The sequence below is a fragment of the Rhizobacter sp. Root1238 genome (assembly GCF_001425825.1).
GTDB lineage: Bacteria > Pseudomonadota > Gammaproteobacteria > Burkholderiales > Burkholderiaceae_C > Rhizobacter.
In genome coordinates this window covers 82,567-104,886 of record NZ_LMDM01000049.1, presented here as the reverse complement: position 1 = coordinate 104,886, position 22,320 = coordinate 82,567, and the positions used below count along the sequence as shown (strand labels likewise).

Here is a 22,320-nt window from a genome sequence, read left to right as displayed (position 1 = left end):
AGGAGACAGACATGGCGTTTCAATTGAAGGCAGTTCTCGCCGGAATGGTCGTGGGCTTCGGCGCACTGGGCGCGGCCCATGCGCAGGCCAACAAGGCCGAGGTGATCCACTGGTGGACCTCGGGCGGCGAGTCGGCCGCCATCAAGGAGTTCGCGAACGCCTACAAGGCAGCCGGCGGCACCTGGGTCGACAGCGCCGTGGCCGGTGCCGACAACGCGCGCGCCGCGGCCATCAACCGCATCGTCGGCGGCAACCCGCCGACCGCCGCGCAGTTCAACACCTCGAAGCAGTTCCACGACATCGTCGCCGAAGGCAAGCTCGCCGACATGGACGAGGTGGCTGCGAAAGAAGGCTGGGACAAGATCCTGCCCCAGCCGGTGCTGAACACCGTCAAGGTGAAGGGCCACTACTACGCGGTGCCAGTCAACGTGCACATGCCCGCCTGGTTCTGGTACTCGAAGGCCGCGTTCGCGAAGGCCGGCATCAAGGACGAGCCGAAGACCATCGACGAATTCTTCGCCGACCTCGACAAGCTGAAGGCCGCCGGCCTGGTGCCGCTGGCGCTGGGCGGCCAGTCGTGGCAGGAGCGCATCACCTTCAACGCGGTGCTGGCGCACGTCGGCGGCCCGGAGATGTTCCTGAAGTTCTACCGCGACAAGGACAGCGCGCTGGTCACCAGCGAGCCGTTCAAGAAGGTGCTCGCCACCTTCAAGCGCCTGCACAACTATGTCGATGCCGGCTCGCCGGGCCGCAACTGGAACGACGCGACCGCGATGGTGATCTCCGGCAAGGCCGGCGTGCAGATCATGGGCGACTGGGCCAAGGGCGAGTTCCAGGCCGCCAACCAGACGGCCGGCAAGGAATTCGGCTGCTTCCCGGGCTTCGGTCCGAAGTCGCCGTACATCGTCGCGGGTGACGTGTTCGTGTTCCCGAAGACGACCAACGCCGATGCGATCAAGGCGCAGAAGCTGCTCGCGACGACGATGACCTCGCCGGCCGCGCAGGTCGCCTTCAACAACAAGAAGGGCTCGATCCCGATCCGCACCGACGTCGACACCTCGAAGATGGACATCTGCGCGCAAGCCGGCGTGGCCATCATGAAGGACGCCTCGCGCCAGCTGCCGGATTCGGAAATGCTCGCGACGCCCGACACCATCGGCGCCGTGCAGGACGTGCTGACCAAGCTGTGGAACACCAACCAGTCGGTCGACGACGCTGCCAAGGCGCTCGCCGTCGCGCTGAAGACCTGATCCCCCCAGGTCAGCCGAACCACGGTGGGCTGCGGCCCACCGTTTTTTTGTCTACCCTTGCCGACTTGGCAAGGTTTCGAGGATTCACGATGGATGTCGGGCGCAGCCGACTGCGGCAACACTGGTCGGTCTACGCGGCATTGCTGCCGATGGCCGCCACGGTGCTGTTCGCCTACATCGGCACGGTGCTGTGGTCGGTGCGCATCTCGCTGAGCAACTCGCGCACCTTCCCGAGCGACAGCTTCGTCGGCCTCGCGCAGTACGAGCGGCTGTTCACCAGCGAGCGCTGGATGGTCTCGGTGCACAACGTGCTGATCTTCGGCGTGCTGTTCATCCTGGCCTGCCTGGTGATCGGCTTCCTGCTCGCGGTCTTCATCGACCAGAAGGTGGCCGGCGAGAGCGTGCTGCGCACCGTCTTCCTCTACCCGTATGCGATGAGCTTCGTCGCGACCGGGCTGGTGTGGCAATGGATCCTGAACCCCGAGCTCGGCCTGCAGACCACGGTGCGCGGCTGGGGCTTCGAGAGCTTCAGCTTCGACTGGATCGTCAGCCAGGACAAGGTGATCTACACGGTGGTGATCGCCGCGGTGTGGCAGGCCTCGGGCCTCGTGATGGCGTTGATGCTGGCCGGGCTGCGCGGCGTCGACGAAGAGATGTGGAAGGCCGCGCGCATCGACGGCATTCCGCGCTGGCGCGTGTACGCGAGCATCGTGCTGCCGCAGCTCGGGCCGTCGTTCGCGACCGCGCTGGTGCTGCTGTCGGTCGGCGTCGTGAAGGTCTACGACGCGGTCATCGCGATGACGCAAGGCGGCCCCGGCATCGCCAGCGAGGTGCCGGCGAAGTTCATCATGGACTACCTGTTCGGCCGCGCCAACATCGGCCTCGCGTCGGCCGCGAGCACGGTGATGCTGCTGACGGTGCTGGCCGTGATCACGCCGTGGCTGTATGCACGCAGCCGCGCCAACCGCAACGCACGGGAAGCCTGATGTCCACGCCTTCTTCCGCCCTGCCCGCGGCCGTGCCTGCCGGCGCGTCGCCTGTGCGCTCGAAGCGCCCGCCGCGCGTCACGCCGGCGCGCATCGGCGTCTACGCCTTCCTGCTGACCGGTGCCGCGTTCTTCCTGCTGCCGCTGTACGTGATGCTGATCACCTCGGTCAAGCCGATGGCCGAGATCCGGCTGGGCAACCTGTTCGCGCTGCCCGGCGACTGGACGCTCCAGCCCTGGATCGCCGCCTGGTCGCAGGCCTGCACCGGCCTCGACTGCAGCGGCATCCAGGTCGGCTTCTGGAACTCGGTGAAGATCGTGCTGCCGAGCACGGTGATCTCGATCTTCTTCGGCGCGCTGAACGGCTATGCGCTGTCGTTCTGGCGCGCGCGCGGCGCGAACCTGCTGTTCGGCGTGCTGATGATCGGCGCCTTCGTGCCCTACCAGGTGGTGATGTTTCCGCTGGTGCGCGCGTTCGCGGCGGCCGGCATCTTCAGCAGCCTGCCCGGCATCGTGCTGATCCACACCATCTTCGGCATGCCGGTGATGACGCTGCTGTTCCGCAACTACTACGCCTCGGTGCCGGGCGAGCTGTTCAAGGCGGCGCGCATCGACGGCGGCGGCTTCTTCCGGATCTTCTTCCAGCTGATGCTGCCGATGGCCACGCCGATCATCATCGTCGCGGTGATCATGCAGGTGACGGCGATCTGGAACGACTTCATCCTCGGGCTGGTGTTCGCCGGCCGCGACAACCTGCCGATGACGGTGCAGCTGAACAACGTGATCAACACGACCACCGGCGAGCGCCTCTACAACGTGAACATGGCGGCCACCGTGCTCACCTCGCTGGTTCCGCTGGCCATCTATCTCATTTCAGGCCGCTGGTTCGTGCGCGGCATTGCGGCTGGTGCCGTGAAGGGTTGATCCGTGTCTGCCATTCCCGTGAATTCATCCGTCGACCTGCCGTCATCCACCGCGACCCCGGTGTCGCACGTGGCATCGGCCAATGTCGACATCCGCCAGCTCGAGATCCGCCTCGGCGGCGTGCCGATCATTGCCGCGCTGGACCTGCATGTTCAGGCCGGCGAGTTCCTGGTGCTGCTCGGCCCGTCGGGCTGCGGCAAGTCGACGCTGCTGCATTCGATCGCCGGGCTGCTGGACGTGCATGAAGGCAGCATCGAGATCGGCGGGCGCGACGTGACCTGGGCCGACCCGAAGGACCGCTCGATCGGCATGGTGTTCCAGTCGTACGCGCTGTACCCGACGATGAGCGTCGAGCGCAACATGTCGTTCGGGCTGCGCGTGAACGGCACGCCGAAGGCCGAGATCGAGAAGCGCGTGGCGCGCGCCGCCGAGATCCTGCACCTGCAGGAGTTGCTGAAGCGCAAGCCCTCGCAGCTGTCGGGCGGGCAGCGCCAGCGGGTCGCGATCGGCCGCGCGCTGGTGCGCGACGTCGGCGTGTTCCTGTTCGACGAGCCGCTGTCGAACCTCGACGCGAAGCTGCGCGCCGAGCTGCGCCGCGAGTTGAAGCAACTGCACAAGAACATCGGCACGACGATGGTCTACGTGACGCACGACCAGGTCGAGGCGATGACGCTCGCGACGCGCATCGCGGTGATGAACAAGGGCCGCATCCAGCAGATCGGTGCACCGGGCGAGATCTACAACCGGCCGGCCAACGTGTTCGTCGCCGGCTTCCTCGGCTCGCCGAGCATGAACTTCGCCGACGGCACGCTGCAGGTGGGCGGCGGCGCGGTGACGTTCAAGCGCGCCGGGCTGTCGGTCGACGTGACGCGGTATGCGTTCGCGCAGGCCCCGCGCGACGGGCAGCCGGTGCTGCTGGGCATCCGCCCGGAAGACATCGCGCTGCACCTGGACGGCGCGGCCGCGGGCGACGGCAGCGGCACGGTCGCGCTGGTGGAACCGATGGGCGCGCAGACCATCGTCTGGATGGACGTGCAGGGCCAGCAGATCAGCGCGATGCTGAGCGGGCACGCGGAGCCGGTGGTCGGCGAGCAGGCGCCGTTCCGGATCGCGGCGGAGAAGGTGTCGCTGTTCGATCCGGGGTCGCAGGAGCGGCTCTGAGGGCTTACCGGCGCGGACCATATTTCGCAGTTCTTCGATATTTACTGTGCAGTAAATATGGCGGAACCCAGAAATATGGTGGACAGCCGCGACTGAGTAGCGCGCAATTCTGTAGAAAGTAAGGAGCCGGCGCGGGCGACGCTTTACTAGCATCGCGCGACGCGCCCGGGCTGTTGGGGCCATCTCAATCCTCCCCAGGAGCCCTCATGGCAGATCTCTTCACCGCGCGCAACGTGGTTGCGCTCTTGTTCGTCGTCTCCGGGTGCGTGGCAACCGGCCATGCGACAGGCGGCTACGCCCAATCCGACCCCATCGGCCTGGCTGGCGGAAGCATGTCGACCTACACCTATGTAGACGGCAACCCGCTGCAAGGAATCGATCCGATGGGCTTGGCAAACAGTGGCTGGCAACCGCCATCCCACCTCGGCACGCTGCGGGTTCCACGCCGGCCAGATCCGGTTCGCGAGGTTCTTGGTTCGGGCAGAGACTTCGCACGAAACTATGGCGACATGCGTGCGGCCAACACCATCAATGCCGACAAGTACTTCCATTGCAAAGCCAACTGTCAGGCCGCCAGACGGGGCTCGACCGGCGAAGCCATGGCGTGCATGATCTCCGACGGTCGAGAGTGGTTTGACCAGAATCTGAAGCGTGATCCCCCGCAAGCGTCGCAAGCCGATCAAGCCGCCAACGCCTATGGCAGAGCTTGGGGATCGGGCACCCGGACTTCTTGTGAAATGGCGTGCAGCCAGTATCGGCCTGTCGGCCTGCCGCTTGCCTACTAGGAAGACTCTCGTGAAACGAAAGCCTGTCGTCTGGAGTGTCGTGCTGGCAGTTGCGTTGATTGCAGGGGGGCATTGGCTGCGGCGCTCGCTCCAGATCGATTCATGCCTGGACAGCGGCGGCCGTTGGAACTACCAGCAATCGGCCTGCGAGTCCGCCTGACTGATCGAGGCCAACCTGCTCGCTCAGCGCTCCACCACCCCGCCGTTCACGAACACCTTCAACTCCCCCGGCGCGAACGCCCGCCACGCCTCGTCCGCCGTCAGCGGCTCGGTGACAACCACCGCGACGCGGTCGGCCGTCGTCGTCAGTTCGGCGAAGTCGACGCTCATGTCCTCGTCCTGCAGCCGCGCCTTGCGGAACGGGTGCTCGCGCACCAGCCAGCTCAGCTTCGTCGAGCAATGCGCCCACAGCGCCTGGCCGTTGCTCAGCATGAAGTTGAAGCTGCCATGCGCCGCGACGCGCGGCACCAGTTCGGCCAGCGTGGCGGTCAGCTCACCCACCGGCGGCAGGTCGGCATGCGCCTTCGCCAACTCCTGCATCAACCAGCAGAACGCGCGCTCGCTGTCGGTGCTGCCGACCGGGCGGAACGCCGCATGCAGCCGCGGCTGGTAGTCCTTCAGGTCGCCGTTGTGCGCGAACACCCAGTACCGGCCCCACAGCTCGCGCACGAACGGGTGCGTGTTCTCCAGCGCCACCACCCCCTGCGTGGCCTTGCGGATGTGCGCGATGACGTTGTGGCTGCGGATCGGGTAGTGCCGCACCATCTCGGCCACCGGCGACAGCCGCGCGCTCTGCGCATCGACGAACAGCCGCGTGCCGGCGCCTTCGAAGAACGCGATGCCAAAGCCGTCCTTGTGCTCCTCGGCACGGGTCGAGAACCCCGTGAAGCTGAACATCAGGTCGGTCGGCGTGTTGGCATTCATGCCCAGCAGCTGGCACATCTCGCTCTTCCGGTGGCTATTCCAGGAACAGGCGCTTGACGCCCTTCAGGCTCAGCAGCGTACCCGGATTGCTGGTTTCGTTCAGCACGCCGCTCATGCGCTCGCGCAGCCGCGCGCTGCGCTGCGCGCGCCAGATCACCAGGTCGGCCAGCCACGGGTGGGCGTTGATGCCGTTCGCCCGCTCGTAGAGCGCGAAGCGCGGCTGCAGCGCGCACAGGGCCGCCTCGTAGCGGGTGCGCACGGCATCGTCGTCGGTGCGCCGGCCGGCCAGCACCGCCTCGGCCGCCAGCAGGCCGGTCTCCATCGCCTTGCCGATGCCTTCGCCGGTGAACGAGTAGGTGCTGCCGGCCGCCTCGCCGGTCACCAGCAGGCCGGGGCGCGAAAACACCGCGCCCTTCAGCGTGCAGCGCAGCGGGGCGCCCTTCAGCGGGCCCTGCAGCTCGCCACCGGCCAGCAGCTCGCGGGCCGGCTCGTAGAACTCGCAGAAGCTCGCGAACATCTGCCGCAGGTTCACGTCGAGCTTGTTGTGGCGGCCATCGGCCCCGCTGCGGTGGCTGTTCGCGACGCCGACGCCGACATTGAAGACGCCGTCGCGGCACGGAAAGATCCAGCCGTAGCCGGGGCGAAGCCGGCGGTCCCACACGACGTCGAGCGCGCGCAGGCGCTCGGCCATCGCCGGGTTGCGGATGTAGGTGCGCATCGCGATGCCGCTGGGGGTCTGGCGCTCGCACACGCCGGCGGCGATCAGCGCCTGCGGCACCGCACCGGTGGCCAGCAGCACCCAGCGCGCGTGGATCTCGCGCTTCACCTCGCCATGGCTCAGCGTCGCGCCGCTCACGCGTCCGGCTGCATCGTGCAGCAAGCCCTCGAAATGGGCCGGGGCGAACATCTTCGCGCCGGCACGCACGGCGGCGCGGCACAGGATCTGGTCCAGCTCGCGGCGCGGCAGCACCGCCAGCGTGCCGGGCACGTCGACGCGCCCGCCGCGCGGGCCGATGCAGCCGACGTGCTGCGCCGCCTGCGCCTGCGCCATCACCTCGTCGAGCACGCCGAGCCGCGCGAGCGCCGCATGCGCATCGGGGATCAGCCCGTCGCCACACACCTTGTCGCGCGGAAAGCGGTGCTGGTCGACCTGCACCACGTCCACGCCGGCCCGCGCCAGCCACAGCGCAGCGGCGCTGCCGGCGGGGCCGGCACCGACCACGAGGACCTCGCAGCGTTCGGGCAGGTCGGTCAGCGGGGTGTTCTGGGTCGGCGGCATCGGTCGGCTTGCGGGCTCGGGGAAGCCCGCAAGGATACCCGTGCCTCGTTGGCCGCCGACGCCGTCAGGCGCTCTGGATGTTCTCTGGCGTGAACGGCATCCTGCGCAGCCGCTTGCCGGTCGCCGCGAACAGCGCGTTGCCGACCGCCGGCCCGATCAAGGCCGTGGCGGGCTCGCCGATGCCGCCCGGCTTCTCGGTGCTCGGCACCAGCGTGATGTCGATCGCCGGCGATTCGTTCAGCCGCAGCAGCCGGTACTGGTGGAAGTTGGTCTGCTGCACCCGGCCCTTCTCGAGCGTGATCTCGCCGAACAGCGCGGCCGTCAGCCCGAACACGATGCTCGACTGGATCTGCGCCTCCACCGTGTCGGGGTTGACCATGCGCCCGAGGTCGGCCGCCACCGTCACCTTGTGCACCTGCACCTCGCCGCCCTTGTCGACCGAGATCTCGGCGACCTGGGCCATGTAGGTGTCGTAGCCCTCCATCAGCGCAATGCCGCGGAAGTGCCCGGCCGGCGCGGCGCGGCCCCAGCCGCCCTTGTCGGCCGCGATCTTCAGCACGTTGGCGAAGCGCGGCTGGCTGGCCAGCAGCGACATCCGGTAGGCGAGCGGATCCTGCCCCGCCGCCACCGCGAGCTCGTCGATGAAGGTCTCGTTCGCGAACGCGTTCAGCGCGTGGCTGACCGAGCGCCAGTAGCCGACGCGCAGCCCGGCATCGTGCTTGACCATGTCGTGCCGCGAGGCCGGCACCGCGTAGCCGGCGACCGCCGCCTCGGTCATCAGCGGGTCCTGCACGTCGGCCGGCAGGCCGAACACCCGGCCGCTGACCGACTGCGAGCTCATCCGGAAGGTCATCGCGGTCGGCTTGCCGTCCGGGCCGATCGCCGCGGCCAGCTGGTGCACCGACTGCGGCCGGTAGAAGTCGTGCGTCATGTCGTCTTCGCGCGTCCACAGCAGCTTCACCGGCTTGTTGACCGCCTTCGAGATCTGCGCGGCCTGGATGATGAAGTCGATGTCGATGCGCCGGCCGAAGCCCCCGCCCAGGAAGGTGGTTCGCAGGCTCACGTTCTCTGGCGGCACGCCGACCACCTTGGCCACCGTGGCGGCCGCAGCGTCCTGCCATTGCGTCGGGCCGATCAGGTCGACCCGGTTGTCATGCACGTGCGCCGTGAAGTTCATCGGCTCCAGCGGCGAATGCGACAGCAGCGGCATCATGTACTCGGCGCGGATCACCTTGCCGGACGCCTGCTCCACCTTCGCGATCTCGGCATCGGCATCGCCCACCGCCTTCAGCGGCAGCACCTTGCCGGTCTTCAGCGCGGCGCGCGTGCCCTCGGTCATCGCTGCGTGCGTCAGCGCCGCGCCGGGGCCTTCGTCCCAGACGACGGTGAGGCCCTCGCGCGCTTTCCGGGCATGCCACCACGTGTCGGCGACGATCGCGACGCCGTCGGGGATCTGCACCACGTCGATCACGCCGGGCATCGTCTTCGCCTTGGCCGCGTCGAAGCTCTTCACCGTGCCGCCGATCACCGGGCACTGCTCGAGCGACGCGTAGACCATGCCGGGCAGCTTCACGTCGATGCCGAACTCGGCGGTGCCGTTCACCTTGGCCGGCGTGTCGAGCCGGCGCGTCGGCTTGCCGACGATCTTGAAATCCTTCGGGTCCTTCAGCACCACCTTGTCGGGCACCGGCAGCTTCGAGGCCGCCGCCGCCAGCTGGCCGTAGGTCGCCTTGCGGCCTTTCGGGCCGACGATGCGGCCGTTCTCGGCGCGCAGTTGCGACTCGGGGATGTTCCATTTTTGAGCAGCCGCGCTGATCAGCATCATGCGCACCTGGGCGCCGGCGATGCGCAGCTTCTCCCAGCCGTCGCGCACCGAGCTCGAGCCGCCGGTCAGTTGCGGGCCGCCGAGCAGCGCGTTGCCGTAGAGCTTCTGGTTCGGCGGCGCGATCGAGACCTTGATCGCGCGGATGTCGACGTCCAGCTCCTCGGCGATCAGCATCGGCATCGAGGTGTAGACGCCCTGGCCCATTTCGGAGCGCGCCGACAGCAGCGTGATGGTGTTGTCGTCGGCGATGTGCACCCAGGCATTCGGCGTGTACAGCATGCCGGCCGCGTTGGCATCGGAGACGGCACCGGGCAGCGCGACGCCCAGCATCAGGCCGCCGCTGGTGAGCGCCGAGGTCTGCAGGAAGCCGCGCCGCGTGAGGTCCGTCGCGAGACGGGTGGTCTTGGTCATGGCGTTCTCCTCAGGCCTTGTGGTGCTGCATGTCGGCGGCCGCGCTCTTGATCGCGGCGCGGATGCGCGGGTAGGTGCCGCAGCGGCAGATGTTGCCGCTCATCGCGGCGTCGATCTCGGCATCGCTCGGGTTCCTGTTCTCCTTCAGCAGCGCGGCCGCGCTCATCAGCTGGCCGGACTGGCAGTAGCCGCACTGCGGCACGTCGTGCTTGATCCACGCGACCTGCAGCGGGTGGCTGTTGTTGCGAGACAGGCTCTCGACCGTCGCGACCGACTTGCCGCTCACCGCCGACACCGGCGTCTGGCACGAGCGCACCGGCTTGCCGTCGAGGTGCACGGTGCAGGCGCCGCACAGCGCCATGCCGCAGCCGTACTTGGTGCCGGTCAGGCCGATCTCGTCGCGAATCACCCACAGCAGCGGGGTGTCGGGTTCGGCCTTCACGTCGACCGCCTTGCCGTTGATCTTGAAACGTGTGCTCACGGGCGTCTCCTGGGGTGCTGGTGCAAGAGCACCCAGGATCCCGCCGCAGCAGGGCGGTGTCTGCCCGCGGGAAACCCGTAGACGGGTTACGCCTTGGCAGGCGCCATCCGCCACGCGGCGATCACCGCCAGCGCGCTGATCGCCCCGAGCAGCCCGAAGGTCTCGTGGAACGCCCGCAGCGGCGCATCCGCATGCACCCCCAACCGCCACTGCAGCACGATCCCGACGATGCTGATGCCGACCGCACCGCCGAGCTGGCGCAGGAAGTTGATCGTGCTCGACCCATGCGAGATCAGCTCGGTCGGCAGCCCGCGCATGGCGCCGAGGTTCAGCGACGGCAGCACCAGCCCGAGCCCGATGCGACCGACCACCGCCCACAGCGTGATCACCCACAGCGCGGTCGCGAAGCCGACCGTCAGCATCAGCCAGAACGACGCCGCCAGCAGCAGCACGCCGGCTGCGACGACGCGGCTGACCGGCAGCTTGTCGGCCAGCCGCCCGGCCAGCGGGATCGTGATCGCCAGCACGATGCCGGCCGGCAGCAGCACCGCGCCGGCCTGCGACGGCGGCAGCTTCAGCGCGAGCTGCATGAACACCGGCACCAGGTAGGTCGAGCCGAACAGCGCCATGCCGTAGATGAACGCGACCCAGCCCCCCATCGAGAACGAGCGGAAGCCGAACAGCGCGAGCCGCATGATCGGGTTGGCGCTGCGGCGCTGCCGCACGATGAACACGAGGCCGGTGCCGATCGCCAACGCCAGCAGCACGACCGCCGCCAGGTGCGCCGCGTCGTGCAGGTGCACAAGGCCGTTCAGCAGCGCGAGCACCGCCACCGTCAGCAATGCGAGCCCGCCAACGTCGAGCTTGCGGCCATGCTGGTTGACGTGCGTGCCGCCCGGCGAGCTGTGCGGCAGGTAGCGGGCGGCCATCGCGAGCGCGGCCAGGCAGAACGGCACCACGACGAAGAAGATCGAGCGCCAGCCGAAGGCCTCGACCAGCACGCCGCCGATGCTCGGCCCGATGGCCGGCGCCAGCACCACGCCGAAGCCGAAGATGCCCATCGCCTTGCCCTGCTCGTGGCGCTGGAAGGCATGCAGCACGATGATCGCGGGGATCGGCTGCAGCACGCCGGCCGACAGGCCTTCGAGCACCCGCATCGCGAGCACCCATTCGAAGCTCGTCCCGAGCCCGCCGCCGATGCCGCCCAGCATCAGCAGCAGCACCGCGCCGAAGTAGCTGCCGCGGTAGCCGAAGCGGTCCAGCACCCAGGGCGTGACCAGCATCGAGACCGTCATTGCCGCCATGAACCCGGCCGACAGCCATTGCGCGCGCTCCTGGCCGAGCCCGAAGCGCTGGCTGATGTCCGGCACCGCGACGTTGATGATGGTCGAGGCCATGATCGACGCCATCGTGCCGATCATCACCGTCAGCAGCACCCTCCAGCGGTAGCGTTCTCCGAAGCGCTCCCGCAGCTGGACGAGGGAGGCGGGCGATTCGGGCGGGATGCTCATCCGGCCAGTTTCGCACCGCCTGCGTCGCCCCATCGGGGTCACCAGATCGAGACGCGCTTCTCCGGCGGCAGGTACATCTTGTCGCCCGCCTTCACGCCGAAGGTCGAGTAGTAGCCCGGGTGGTTGCGCACCGTGCCGTTGGCGCGGATCTCTTCCGGCGAATGCGGGTCGGACTTCAGCTGCTGGACCATCGCCTGCTCGCGCGCCTTGCCGCGCCACACCTGCGCGAAGCCGAGGAAGAAGCGCTCGTCGCCGCTCAGCCCGTCGATCGCGAGCGGCGGCTGGCCGTTCAGCGACAGGTGGTAGGCCTTGTACGCGATCTCCAGGCCCGAGTTGTCGGCGATGTTCTCGCCCAGCGTCAGCTCGCCGTTGACCTTGTAGCCCGGCACCGGCTCGAATGCGCCGTACTGCTCGACCAGGATGCTGGTCTTGGCCTCGAAGCGCTTGCGGTCCTCGGCGGTCCACCATTCGCGCAGGTTGCCCAGCCCGTCGAAGCGGCTGCCCTCGTCGTCGAAGCCATGGCTGATCTCGTGCCCGATCACCGCGCCGATGCCGCCGTAGTTGGCCGCGTCGTCGGCGGTCGCGTCGAAGAACGGCGGCTGCAGGATCGACGCCGGGAACACGATCTCGTTCATCGCCGGGTTGTAGTAGGCGTTGACGGTCTGCGGCGTCATGAACCATTCGTCGCGATCGACCGGCTTGCCGAGCTTGGCCACGTCGCGTGCGTCGGCCAGCAGGCGGGCGCGCATCACGTTGCCGACGAGGTCGTCGCGGCGGATCTGCAGCCGGCTGTAGTCCTTCCACTTCTTCGGGTAGCCGATCTTCGGCGCGAAGGTCGCGAGCTTGGCCTGCGCCTGCTTCTTGGTGTCGTCGCCCATCCAGTCGAGCGTGTCGATGCTCTGCTTGTAGGCGGCCAGCAGGTTGCCGACCAGCTTCTCCATCTTGTCCTTCGACTCGGGCGGGAAGTACTTCGCGACGTAGACCTTGCCGAGGCTCTCGCCGATCGAGCGCTCGACGATCGCGACGCCGCGCTTCCAACGCGGGCGGTTCTCGGTGGTGCCCATCAGCACCGTGCCGTTGAAGGCGAACTGGGCGTCGACGAAGTCCTTGCTCAGGTACGGCGCGAACGAGATCAGCAGTCGTGTCTTCGCATAGGCCTTCCATGTCGACAGCGGCTGCGACTGCAGCAGCGCGCTCATGCCCTTGAAGTAGCTCGGCTGGCGCACGATCACGTCGGCGGTCTTGCCGGCGACGCCGGCATCGACGAGCCAGGCCTTCCAGTCGACGGCCGGCGCGAGCTTCGGCAGGTCTTTCTGCAACACCGGGTTGTAGCTCTTGACCGCGTCCCGGTTCTCGACGCGCGTCCATTGCACACGGGCCATCTCGGTCTCGAGCGCGAGCACCGCGCGGGCGCTGGCCTCGGTGTTCGATTCGCCGGCCAGGCCGAGCAGTTTCGCGACGAGCTCGACGTACTTCGCGCGCGCTTCCTTGAAGCGGGCGTCGTCTTCCTTCAGGTAGTAGTCCCGGTCGGGCAGGCCGAGGCCGCCCTGGCTCAGGTAGGTGACATAGCGGGTGGAATCCTTCGCGTCCTGGTCGATCTCGCCGTTCACCGCCGACGGGATGCCGAGCCGGCCATGGCGCGCCATCAGCACACTGAACTGCTTGCGGGTGCGCACCGCGTCGATCGCGGCCAGTTCGCCGGCCAGCGGCTTCGCGCCCAGCGTCTCGAGCGCGGCTTCGTCCATGAAGCTGGCGTACAGGTCGCCGATCTTCTTTGCATCGGCGTCGCCGCCGTTCTTCGCGGCGTCTTCGATCAGGCCGCGCAGCTTCGCGAGCGTGCCTTCCTGGATCTGCTCGAAGGCGCCGATGTAGGCCTTGTCGGCCGGCATCGGCGTGTCGCGCAGCCAGGTGCCGTTCATGTGCCGGAACAGGTCGTCCTGCGGGCGCACGGCGTTGTCCATGCCGCTGCGGTCGATGCCCGAACGGGGGGCCGCGGTCTGCGCATGAACGGCGCCGGCGAACAGCGTGGCGGCGACGGCCGCGAGGGCTGCGCAGGAGGCAGCCAGTCGGAAACGGTGAGGCAGAAGATGCAAGTGAAGCTCCTGGCGGCCGGGTGGACCGCGGTGGTCGAGGGGGGCGCCTGATCGGCGCTGCCGTACTCTACAGGCGCTCCAGCTTGCTCGGGCTCACGGTGCGACGGAGCGCAGGATGGCGTGGGCGCGTTGCAGTTCCGGACCACTGAAACGCCGCGCCAACTCGTCAATCCGGGCCTGCGCGCGCTGCGGTTCGGACAGCTCCGCGCGCTGCGCGATCGCCTGCAGCGCGGCGCGCGCATCGGCGAGCTGCTGCTCCCAACGCGCCCAGGCGGCATCCTCCACCCGCAGCCGCTCGGCAGCTTCGGCGCCGAACTGCGCGCTGCGGGCGGCCTGCAGCTCGGGCGTCTGACGGGCTGCGTCCGGGGTCAGCAGCGACGGCGGTACCGCCGCAGCGTCGGTGGACGGAGCGCTGCGCCGGGCGGCCAGCGCCGCGAAGTCGCGCTCCTCGTCGGCATAGAAGGCCTGGGCCCACGGCGCGCCCAGCACGTCTCGGCGCACCTTCGAGCGTTCGGCCATCACGCCGGCCCAGCTGGCCGGGTCTTCGGGCTTCCACGCGGTCTCGAAGCGGCGCTGCTGCAGCGACAGGTAGCGGTCCCAGATGTCGAGCACCTGGCGCGCGGCGTCGATGCCGCGTTCGAGCGTCAGCTGCTGTTCGATCCAGTGGCGCAGCTCGGCCGGTTCGACCTCGCCGGTGCCGGTCAGCAGGTAGTCGAAGCGGCGGCGCAGCGACAGGCCGGGCTGCAGCCGGTCGCCGGCCCAGGTGCCCCAGTCGCCGTCGAGGTCGGTGCCGCGCAGCGAGCCTTCGACCCACAGCCGGGCGACGCGCGCGGCCGCGGCTTCCGCCTCCCGGCTCGCGGCCTCGTTGTAGGCGGCGGCCTCGGTGGGCACGCCGGCGGCGAACGGGTTGTCGCGCCATTCGGTGAAGCGCGGCTCGGCCGGCCGCGCGGCATGTGCCGCCGAAGGTGCGAGCCGCCACGCGATCACGCCGATCGCCAGGCAGACCGCCGCGATCGAAACCGCGAACAGCGAGGCCGGCCGGTCGCTCACAGCCCTGCCGCCTTCAAGCGGTTCGCCTGGCTGCGGTAGAACGCGACCGGGTCCTGCGCGAACAGGCCGCGGATGCCGAAGGCCTGGTTCACCTCGTCGAGATGGTTCCAGGCGTAGTTGTCCTTCAGCACGACGCCCCAGTGGCTCGAACACTGGCTGACGAGACCGTCGTTCTGCTCGAAGCCGAAGAACACGCTGGTGGCGGCGAGCAGGCCGTCGCTGACGTCGAACACGTTGGTCAGCACGCTGGTGCCGCCGACCGACCAGTAGCGCACGCCGTTGACGACCGCCGCGCCCTGGCCGCAAGGCGTGCTCGGCGCGGCCTGCGGGAAGCGGCGGTTGAAGTCGGCGGCGCCGGCGGTGTTCAGCGATTGCAGCGCGCCGAGCGAGTCCTGCGGCAGGCTCGGCGAGCCGGACAGGAACGAGATCGTCGCCGCCAGCGCGTTCGCGATCGCCGCGACGGCGCCGGTGGTGCCGGTCCACGAGGTCACGCCCTGGATCGCGTCGGCCGTCTTGCTGCCGGTGTGCGGCGCGCCGACCGTCGTGATCGACGCGATCAGCTCGGGCGCGACGGCGGCCACGTAGCGGATGGTCGGGCCGCCGTGGCTGTGGCCGATCAGGTTGAACTTCTGGTAGCCATGGGCCGCCTTCATCGCCCTCAGTTCGCGCAACAGCTGTTCGCCGCGCGCCTCGCTGGAATTGGCGGCCGACACGCTGGGTGTGAACACCGTTGCGCCGCCCGCGCGCAGCGCCGACGGAATGCCGTAGAAGTAGTCGACCGGGCCGATCGCGTCGAAGCCGAGCAGGCCGTGCACCATCACGATCGGGTACTGCGTCTTCGTGTAGGTGTCGGCGGCGCGCGCCTCGGGCGCGGCACCGAATGCGAGGCCGGCCGCCAGCGCGAGGGCACCGAGCGTGCGCGGCAGCAACGGGGAGCGGAAGCGGGAGCGCCATGGGAAGGGCAACCGCGGCGCGCGGCAGGTCAGCACGTTCATCGAGATGTCTCCTGAAGGTTCTTGGTATGCCGTGCGCCCGCCGGCATCGATGCCAGTCGTGTGCGCACGCGGGACCGAACATCCTGCGAACTGCCTGCAAAACATGCGGCCGACGCGGAGTCTCGAACGAACGTTCGTGTTTTAGAAGAGGGTTGGCACGGAGAGGGGGGAGGGACTTTCCCGGAGGCGTCGCGGGATGCTCTCCAACTCACGGCGCCCGCGTCAACGGTAACTCGCCTCCCTTTCGTTGCGCGCAGAGGCCACGTAGAGGACCGTCGGCGTGCGGTGGTAAAGGATCCAGAAACCCTCGACCAACCATTCCCGCGCTTCCAAGCGCCGGCCCGCGGTCAGCGGCGCCAGCCGTGACAACCACGCGATCTCTGCCTGGCTTTGGCTGACATTGAGTGCCACCCGGCGCCCGATACGGGGTTGAGCCGCCAGCAGTGCCGGCAACTTGTGCTGGACGACGGTCAGCAGGTCCAGTGCGCGGGATCCAGCGTCGGGATGGAGGTGGTGAATCGCGTCGTAGTGATCGATGAGCGCTTCGAGCGCGCGCTCGAAGCGCCGCGTGTAGATCACCTGCGGCGTCGCCGCGCTCATTTCTTCGCGATGCGCTCAGCCCGAGCCCGCAGTTTCGCGAGCCTCGGATTGAATTCCTCCTGGGTGTAGACCCGGCCCGCTTCGATGTCCTCGGCCGACTCGACCAACGCCTTCAGCCGCGAGAGATGCTCGGCCTCCTTGAAGCCGTGATATTCGGCCAATTGCTCCGCGGTGATCAGCGCCACATAGCTCTCGCCGTTCTTCGTGAAGATCTTTTCCTGTCCGGACTTCGACACGTCGTCGGCGAGTTCGGTCAAGCGGGCACGCGCTTGCGTGATCGGCACGATGCCCTTGGTGATGTCGATGGCCATGGCTGATTCCGAGCAGAATAACGCTGCGTCATTCTGCTCAACAAGGGCCGTCGCGGCAATGGCCTCAGATCTCTTCGTACAGCGGCAGCGTCAGGAACTCCGCGAACTCCTCCTGCGTGCTCATCTGCGTGAAGATCTCCGCCGCCCGGTCGAACTTGCCCTCGAAGCCGCCGGCCTTGATCTTCGCGAGTTCTTCCGGCACCAGCGCGCGCACCAGCTCGGCGGTGACCTTGCGGCCGTCGTCGAGCGTGCCCTTCGGCGAGCGGATCCACTGCCACACCTGTGAGCGGCTGATCTCGGCGGTGGCCGCATCCTCCATCAGGTTGTGGATCGGCACGCAGCCGTTGCCGGCCAGCCAGGCACCCAGGTAGTGGATGCCGACGTTGATGTTCATCCGCAGCCCGTGCTCGGTGATCGGCGCCTCGGGCTGGAAGTCGAGCAGGTCGGCGGCGCTGACCTTCACGTCGGGCCGCTGCTTGTCGAACTGGTTCGGCCGGTCGCCCAGCACCGCCATGAACTCCTTCATCGCCGGCTCGACCAAGCCCGGGTGCGCCACCCAGCCGCCGTCGTAGCCGTCGACCGCATCGCGCTTCTTGTCGGCAATGATCCCGGCCATCGCGACCGCGTTCTTCTCCGGATCGTTCTTGATCGGGATCAGCGCGCTCATGCCACCCATCGCCGGCGCACCGCGCTTGTGGCAGGTCTGCAGCAGCAGCAGTGCATACGCGCGCATGAACGGCGCCGTCATCGTGACCTTTGCGCGGTCGGCTAGGCAGAAGCTGCGGTCGACCTTGAACTTCTTGATGCAGCTGAAGATGTAGTCCCAGCGGCCGGCATTCAGCCCGGCGCTGTGCTCGCGCAGCTCGTACAGGATCTCGTCCATCTCGAAGGCCGCGAGGATGGTCTCGATCAGCACCGTCGCCTTGATCGTGCCCTGCGGCAGGCCGAGTTCGGCCTGCGTCATCACGAACACGTCGTTCCACAGCCGCGCCTCGAGGTGGCTCTCCATCTTCGGCAGGTAGAAATACGGGCCGGCGCCGCGCGCCAGTTGTTCGCGCGCGTTGTGGAACATGAACAGCGCGAAGTCGAAGATGCCGCCATGCACCCGCTGGCCGTCGACCGTCACGTGCTTCTCGTCAAGGTGCCAGCCGCGCGGGCGCACCTGCAGCGTCGCGATCTGGTCGTTCAGCTGGTAGGTCTTGCCCTTGGATTCGAGCGTCAGCGTGCGGCGGATCGCCTGCGACAGGTTGATCTGCCCCTGGATCTGGTTGGCCCACGACGGCGAGTTGCTGTCCTCGAAGTCGGTCATGTAGCTGTCGGCACCGGAGTTGAACGCGTTGATCACCATCTTGGCGTCGACCGGGCCGGTGATCTCGACCCGCCGGCAGTGCAGCGCCTTCGGGATCGGCGCGACCTGCCAGTCGCCGGCGCGGATGTGCGCCGTCTCGGGCAGGAAGTCCGGACGCTCGCCGGCGTCCAGCCGCCGGGTGCGCTCGACGCGCGCGGCCAGCAGCTGCTGCCGGCGCGGCTCGAAGGCCCGGTGCAGCTTGGCGACCAGCTCCAGCGCCGGCAGCGTCAGCACCGTCTCGAAGCCCGGCAGGATGGGCGCGTGGATCTGCATGCCGTGCGGCAGGGGAAGGCTGCTCATGGGAATCTCCTCGAAAAAGCGAATCCCCGCACTCTATTGGAGACTTGCATGAAGATTAAGAGTCTCAAAATCCGTTGATTCGTGACTCCTGTGCATTGAATCAGGTCGGAAATCGCCCGCCGAGCTGCGTCGTCAAGGCGATGGCCGCCGCGCGGACCGGCGCGGCATGGGCCTCGGTGTAGCGCTGGGTCGGCATCGTCAGCGTCAGCGCGCCGGCCAGCTCGCCCGCGGCATCGAACACCGGCGACGACATGCCGGCCACGCCTTCGCTGCGGTCGTCGGTCAGGCCGATCACGCCATCGCGGCGGATGCGCAGGCTGGTCGCGTCATTCGGCAGCGCGCCGGACGCCCGCCGCACATAGGCGCTGATGACGCGCCCACCGACCCCGTGCTTCAGCGGCAGCAGGTCGCCAGCCCGGATGTGGTCGCGGATCGGCTGCGGCGAATCGACGCGGTACAGGCACAGCCGGGCGTCGTTCTGCCGCACATGGAAGGCCGCGCTCTCGCGCGTGAGCGCGGCAAGCTGCCGCAGCACCGGCATCACGATGGCTTCGAGCGAGAACGCCGCCGCGTGCGCCGCGTGCAGCCGGATTGCCGCGGCACCGGCGGCATAGCGTCCGTCGGCGAGCCGCTGCACCAGGCCGGCGTGTTCGAGCGAGGCCAGCAGCCGCAGCGCGGTGCTCTTGTGCAGGCGCGTGTGCGCTGCGAGATCGGCCAGCGACAGCATCGGCTGCGCGCTGTCGAACGCCATCAGCAGGCTGAGCGCGCGGTCGACCGCGGCGGCGCCGCCGGGCGCGGCATGTTCATCGGCGAGCGAGGCGTGGGCGGCTTTGCGGGGCATGGGTTGTTTCGGCGTCGCCATTGACTTGCGTCCGGACGACGTTGATACTCGAATCCGTTAGAAAGAATATCGTTCTATCTTATGAAATCAATGCCATGAGCGCAAGTCCGCTGCCGCAACCCGACGTGCTGATCAGCGAGGTCGGTCCCCGCGACGGCCTGCAGAGCATCGCGCGCGTGATGCCCACGGCCGACAAGCTGCGCTGGATCGACGCGCTGCATGCCGCCGGCCTGCGCGAGATCGAGGTCGGCTCGTTCGTGCCGGCCCGGCTGCTGCCGCAGATGGCCGACGTCGCCGAGGTCGTCGCGCATGCGCTGACGCTGCCCGGGCTCACCGTGATGGCGCTGGTGCCGAACCTGCGCGGCGCCGAAGCCGCGCTCGCCGCCGGCGTGCACAAGCTGACGCTGCCGGTGTCGGCGAGCAGCTCGCATTCGCTGGCGAACGTGCGCAAGACGCCGCTGGAGATGATCGAGGCGCTGCGCTCGATCGCCGAGCTGCGTGACGGGACGGCGCCCGGCGTGCGCATCGAGGCCGGCATCTCCACCGCGTTCGGCTGCACGATCGAGGGCCCGGTGTCCGAAGACGCGGTGATCCGGCTGGCCGCACAGGCCATCGCCGCGGGCGCCGACGAATCGGGCCTGTCGGACACCACCGGCATGGCCAACCCGGCCCAGGTGAAGCGGCTGTTCACGCGGCTGCGCGCCGAGATCGGCGCGCATGCCGGGGCGGCGCACCTGCACAACACGCGCGGCCTCGGCCTCGCCAACTGCCTGGCCGCCTTCGAGGCTGGCGTGCGCGTCTTCGACAGCTCGCTCGCCGGGCTGGGCGGCTGCCCGTACGCGCCCGGCGCGTCGGGCAACGTCGTCACCGAAGACCTGGTCTTCATGTTCGAGGCGATGGGCGTGCGCACCGGCGTCGACCTGCCCGGACTGTTCCGGGCGCGCGAGGTGCTGCAGCAGTCGCTCGCCGGCGAGCCGCTGTACGGCCACACGCCGCAGGCCGGGCTGCCGCTCGGCTTCGTGCCCGCATGAGCGCGCCGATGGAGGGCAACACCAGCCTGCCGTTGGCCGGCGTCCGCGTCGTCGAGTTCACCCACATGGTGATGGGGCCGAGCTGCGGCATGGTGCTGGCCGACCTCGGTGCCGAGGTCATCAAGGTGGAGCCGCTGGCCGGCGACGCCACCCGGCGGCTGCAGGGCTCGGGCGCCGGCTTCTTCCCGATGTTCAACCGCAACAAGAAGAGCCTCGCGATCGACGTGCGGCAGCCGCGCGGGCTCGAGCTGGTGCTGAAGCTGGTCGCGACGGCCGACGTGTTCTGCGAGAACTTCAAGCCCGGCGGCCTGGCCGCGCTAGGCCTCGGCTACGCCAGCCTCGCGGCGCTGAACCCGCGCCTGGTCTACGTGTCGCACAAGGGCTTCCTGCCGGGCCCGTACGAGCACCGCACCGCGCTCGACGAGGTGGTGCAGATGATGGGCGGCCTGGCCTACATGACCGGGCCGGTCGGGCAACCGCTGCGTGCCGGCAGCAGCGTCAACGACATCATGGGCGGCATGTTCGGCGCGATCGGTGCGCTGGCCGCGCTGGCCCAGCGCGCGACCACCGGCCGCGGCCAGGAGGTGCGCAGCGCGCTGTTCGAGAACAACGTGTTCCTCGTCGCGCAGCACATGATGCAGTTCGCGGTGACCGGCCGGCCGGCTGCGCCGATGCCCAGCCGCATTCCGGCCTGGGGCGTCTACGACATCTTCGAGGTGGCGGGCGGCGAGCAGATCTTCCTTGCCGTGGTCTCCGACGGCCAATGGACCGGCCTGTGCAACGCGTTCGGCTTCGCCGACCTGAAGGACGACCCGCGGCTCGCGACCAACAACCTGCGCGTCGCCGCCCGCGACTGGATGCTGCCGCTGCTGCGCGAGCGCATGGCGGCGCACCGCGCGGCCGAGATCGGTGCGCGCTTCGAGGCCCATGGCCTGCCGTGGGCGCCGATCACGCGGCCCCACGACCTGTTCGACGACCCGCACCTGCAGGCCACCGGCGGGCTCGCGCCGGTCACGCTGCCCGACGGCCGCGCCACCCGCACGCCGTTGCTGCCGATCACGCTCGACGGTCAGCGCCCGCCGCTGCGCAGCGACCCGCCGGCGATCGGCGAGCACACCGAAGCGCTGCTGCTGTCGCTCGGGCTCGACGCCGCGCAGATCCTCGCACTGCGTGCCGACGGCGTGATCGCCCCCTCTCGCACCGAACAACACCCTGGAGACGACCCCCGATGAACCCGTTGCGCCGCACCCTCCTCGCCGGACTCCCGGCCCTGGCCGCCTGGCCCGCGCTGGCTGAGACCCCCTTCCCCGCCCAGCCGATCCGCCTGGTCGTGCCATTTCCACCGGCCGGCGCCACCGACGTGGTGTCGCGCCTGATCTCCGGAAAGATCAGCGCCGACACCGGCTGGAACTTCGTCGTCGACAACCGCGCCGGCGCCGGCGGCAACATCGGGCTCGACGCCGTCGCGAAGGCCGCGGCCGACGGCTACACCCTCGGCATGGGCCAGACCGCGAACCTCGCGGTCAACCCGGCGCTGCTCGCGAAGATGCCGTTCGATCCGCTGAAGGATTTCGCGCCGGTCGCGCTGGTGGCCTCGCTGCCGGTCGTGCTGGTGGTGCGCACCGAGTCGCCGCTCGGCTCGCTCGCTGCCCTCGTCTCCGCCGCCAAGGCCAAGCCCGGCACGTTGTTGCAGGCGCTGGCCTCGAACGGCACCGTCGGCCACCTCGCCGGCGAGATGTTCGGCCGGCTCGCCGGCATCCGCTTCACCAACGTGCCGTACAAGGGCGCCGGCCCGGCGCTGACCGACCTGATCGGCGGCCAGACCGATTTCATGTTCGGCACGCCGCAGGCCGTCACCGCGCTGGTGCGCGGCGGCAAGCTGCGGGCGCTGGCCGTCACGTCGGCGCGTCGGCTGCCGGTGATGCCCGAGGTGCCGACGGTCGCCGAATCGGGCTGGGCCGGCTTCGAGGCGACCGACTGGAAGGGCCTGGTCGCGCCGGCCGCGACACCGCGCGACGTGGTGCGCAAGCTCAATGCCGCGGTCAACCGCGCGCTCGGCCGGGCCGACACGCTGGCCGCGCTGCTCGCCGACGGCAGCGCACCGATGGGCGGCACGCCGGAACAGTTCGCGCAGTTCCTGAAGGCCGAGCACACGCGCTGGGGCAAGGTGGTCCGCGAATCTGGCATCAAGGCTGATTGATGACTCCGGCGCGCA

Annotated in this window: 20 protein-coding genes; 8 read left to right on the top strand and 12 right to left on the bottom strand. The window is 69.0% G+C overall.

The annotated features are described in order from the left end of the window. Positions 1–44 precede the first annotated feature (44 nt). From ASC98_RS27605 to ASC98_RS31985, 5 genes are all read left to right on the top strand, one after another. The gene (locus ASC98_RS27605) at positions 45–1,250 is read left to right on the top strand and encodes an ABC transporter substrate-binding protein (protein WP_235581425.1); all 1,206 of its coding nucleotides are present in this window, start codon (positions 45–47) and stop codon (positions 1,248–1,250) included. 89 nt (positions 1,251–1,339) lie between these two features. Continuing rightward, positions 1,340–2,236 carry a carbohydrate ABC transporter permease gene (locus ASC98_RS27600; RefSeq protein WP_056813419.1) on the top strand — a complete coding sequence of 299 codons (897 nt, stop codon included), beginning with the start codon at positions 1,340–1,342 and terminating at the stop codon, positions 2,234–2,236. Further along, positions 2,236–3,159, top strand: a complete 924-nt coding sequence (locus ASC98_RS27595) for a carbohydrate ABC transporter permease (protein WP_056813416.1) — start codon at positions 2,236–2,238, stop codon at positions 3,157–3,159. The genes ASC98_RS27600 and ASC98_RS27595 overlap by 1 nt, the downstream gene beginning before the upstream one ends. An 18-nt stretch (positions 3,160–3,177) precedes the next feature. Further along, entirely contained in the window at positions 3,178–4,320 is a 1,143-nt protein-coding gene (locus tag ASC98_RS27590; RefSeq protein WP_056813413.1) for an ABC transporter ATP-binding protein, read from the top strand. A 206-nt stretch (positions 4,321–4,526) separates the two neighbouring features. Beyond that, positions 4,527–5,105 (top strand): hypothetical protein, encoded by a 579-nt coding sequence (locus ASC98_RS31985; protein WP_082541892.1) that lies wholly within the window; start codon positions 4,527–4,529, stop codon positions 5,103–5,105. Between the two features lie 183 nt (positions 5,106–5,288). Here the strand turns inward: ASC98_RS31985 and ASC98_RS27585 are convergent, their stop codons facing one another. The 12 genes from ASC98_RS27585 to ASC98_RS27530 form a co-directional block, all read right to left on the bottom strand. Beyond that, positions 5,289–6,047: a class II glutamine amidotransferase gene (locus ASC98_RS27585; RefSeq protein WP_056813410.1), complete on the bottom strand. Its 759-nt coding sequence runs from the start codon at positions 6,045–6,047 to the stop codon at positions 5,289–5,291. Positions 6,048–6,063: 16 nt separating this feature from the next. Further along, positions 6,064–7,308 carry an NAD(P)/FAD-dependent oxidoreductase gene (locus ASC98_RS27580; RefSeq protein WP_056813407.1) on the bottom strand — a complete coding sequence of 415 codons (1,245 nt, stop codon included), beginning with the start codon at positions 7,306–7,308 and terminating at the stop codon, positions 6,064–6,066. A 64-nt stretch (positions 7,309–7,372) separates the two neighbouring features. Next, positions 7,373–9,544 (bottom strand): xanthine dehydrogenase family protein molybdopterin-binding subunit, encoded by a 2,172-nt coding sequence (locus tag ASC98_RS27575; RefSeq protein ID WP_056813403.1) that lies wholly within the window; start codon positions 9,542–9,544, stop codon positions 7,373–7,375. 10 nt (positions 9,545–9,554) lie between these two features. Further along, positions 9,555–10,025, bottom strand: a complete 471-nt coding sequence (locus tag ASC98_RS27570; RefSeq protein ID WP_056813398.1) for a (2Fe-2S)-binding protein — start codon at positions 10,023–10,025, stop codon at positions 9,555–9,557. Positions 10,026–10,111: 86 nt separating this feature from the next. Further along, positions 10,112–11,536 (bottom strand): DHA2 family efflux MFS transporter permease subunit, encoded by a 1,425-nt coding sequence (locus ASC98_RS27565; protein ID WP_056813395.1) that lies wholly within the window; start codon positions 11,534–11,536, stop codon positions 10,112–10,114. A 38-nt stretch (positions 11,537–11,574) separates the two neighbouring features. Continuing rightward, positions 11,575–13,629: a M13 family metallopeptidase gene (locus ASC98_RS27560; protein WP_056813390.1), complete on the bottom strand. Its 2,055-nt coding sequence runs from the start codon at positions 13,627–13,629 to the stop codon at positions 11,575–11,577. 93 nt (positions 13,630–13,722) lie between these two features. Continuing rightward, a complete protein-coding gene (locus ASC98_RS27555; protein ID WP_056813387.1) occupies positions 13,723–14,679 on the bottom strand; it encodes a lipase secretion chaperone in 957 nt (318 codons plus the stop codon). Beyond that, on the bottom strand, positions 14,676–15,674 hold the full coding sequence (locus tag ASC98_RS27550; RefSeq protein ID WP_082541891.1) for a triacylglycerol lipase: 999 nt from the start codon (positions 15,672–15,674) through the stop codon (positions 14,676–14,678). The genes ASC98_RS27555 and ASC98_RS27550 overlap by 4 nt, the downstream gene beginning before the upstream one ends. Positions 15,675–15,896: 222 nt before the next feature. Further along, positions 15,897–16,274, bottom strand: a complete 378-nt coding sequence (locus ASC98_RS27545) for a hypothetical protein (protein WP_056813383.1) — start codon at positions 16,272–16,274, stop codon at positions 15,897–15,899. Continuing rightward, positions 16,271–16,585, bottom strand: coding sequence for a type II toxin-antitoxin system Phd/YefM family antitoxin (locus ASC98_RS27540; RefSeq protein WP_056813379.1), 315 nt, complete (start codon positions 16,583–16,585; stop codon positions 16,271–16,273). Before ASC98_RS27540 ends, ASC98_RS27545 begins: the two co-directional genes overlap by 4 nt. 64 nt (positions 16,586–16,649) lie before the next feature. Beyond that, on the bottom strand, positions 16,650–18,233 hold the full coding sequence (aceB, locus tag ASC98_RS27535) for a malate synthase A (RefSeq protein WP_056813376.1): 1,584 nt from the start codon (positions 18,231–18,233) through the stop codon (positions 16,650–16,652). 100 nt (positions 18,234–18,333) lie between these two features. Next, positions 18,334–19,074: an IclR family transcriptional regulator gene (locus ASC98_RS27530; protein ID WP_056813791.1), complete on the bottom strand. Its 741-nt coding sequence runs from the start codon at positions 19,072–19,074 to the stop codon at positions 18,334–18,336. 95 nt (positions 19,075–19,169) lie between these two features. On the opposite strand from ASC98_RS27530, the gene ASC98_RS27525 reads away from it, so the two are divergent. The 3 genes from ASC98_RS27525 to ASC98_RS27515 are packed head-to-tail and all read left to right on the top strand — an operon-like array spanning position 19,170 to position 22,305. Continuing rightward, entirely contained in the window at positions 19,170–20,105 is a 936-nt protein-coding gene (locus ASC98_RS27525; protein WP_056813374.1) for a hydroxymethylglutaryl-CoA lyase, read from the top strand. Continuing rightward, positions 20,102–21,337: a CaiB/BaiF CoA-transferase family protein gene (locus ASC98_RS27520; RefSeq protein ID WP_235581415.1), complete on the top strand. Its 1,236-nt coding sequence runs from the start codon at positions 20,102–20,104 to the stop codon at positions 21,335–21,337. Before ASC98_RS27525 ends, ASC98_RS27520 begins: the two co-directional genes overlap by 4 nt. Beyond that, positions 21,334–22,305, top strand: a complete 972-nt coding sequence (locus ASC98_RS27515) for a tripartite tricarboxylate transporter substrate binding protein (protein WP_056813372.1) — start codon at positions 21,334–21,336, stop codon at positions 22,303–22,305. The genes ASC98_RS27520 and ASC98_RS27515 overlap by 4 nt, the downstream gene beginning before the upstream one ends. Positions 22,306–22,320 lie beyond the last annotated feature (15 nt).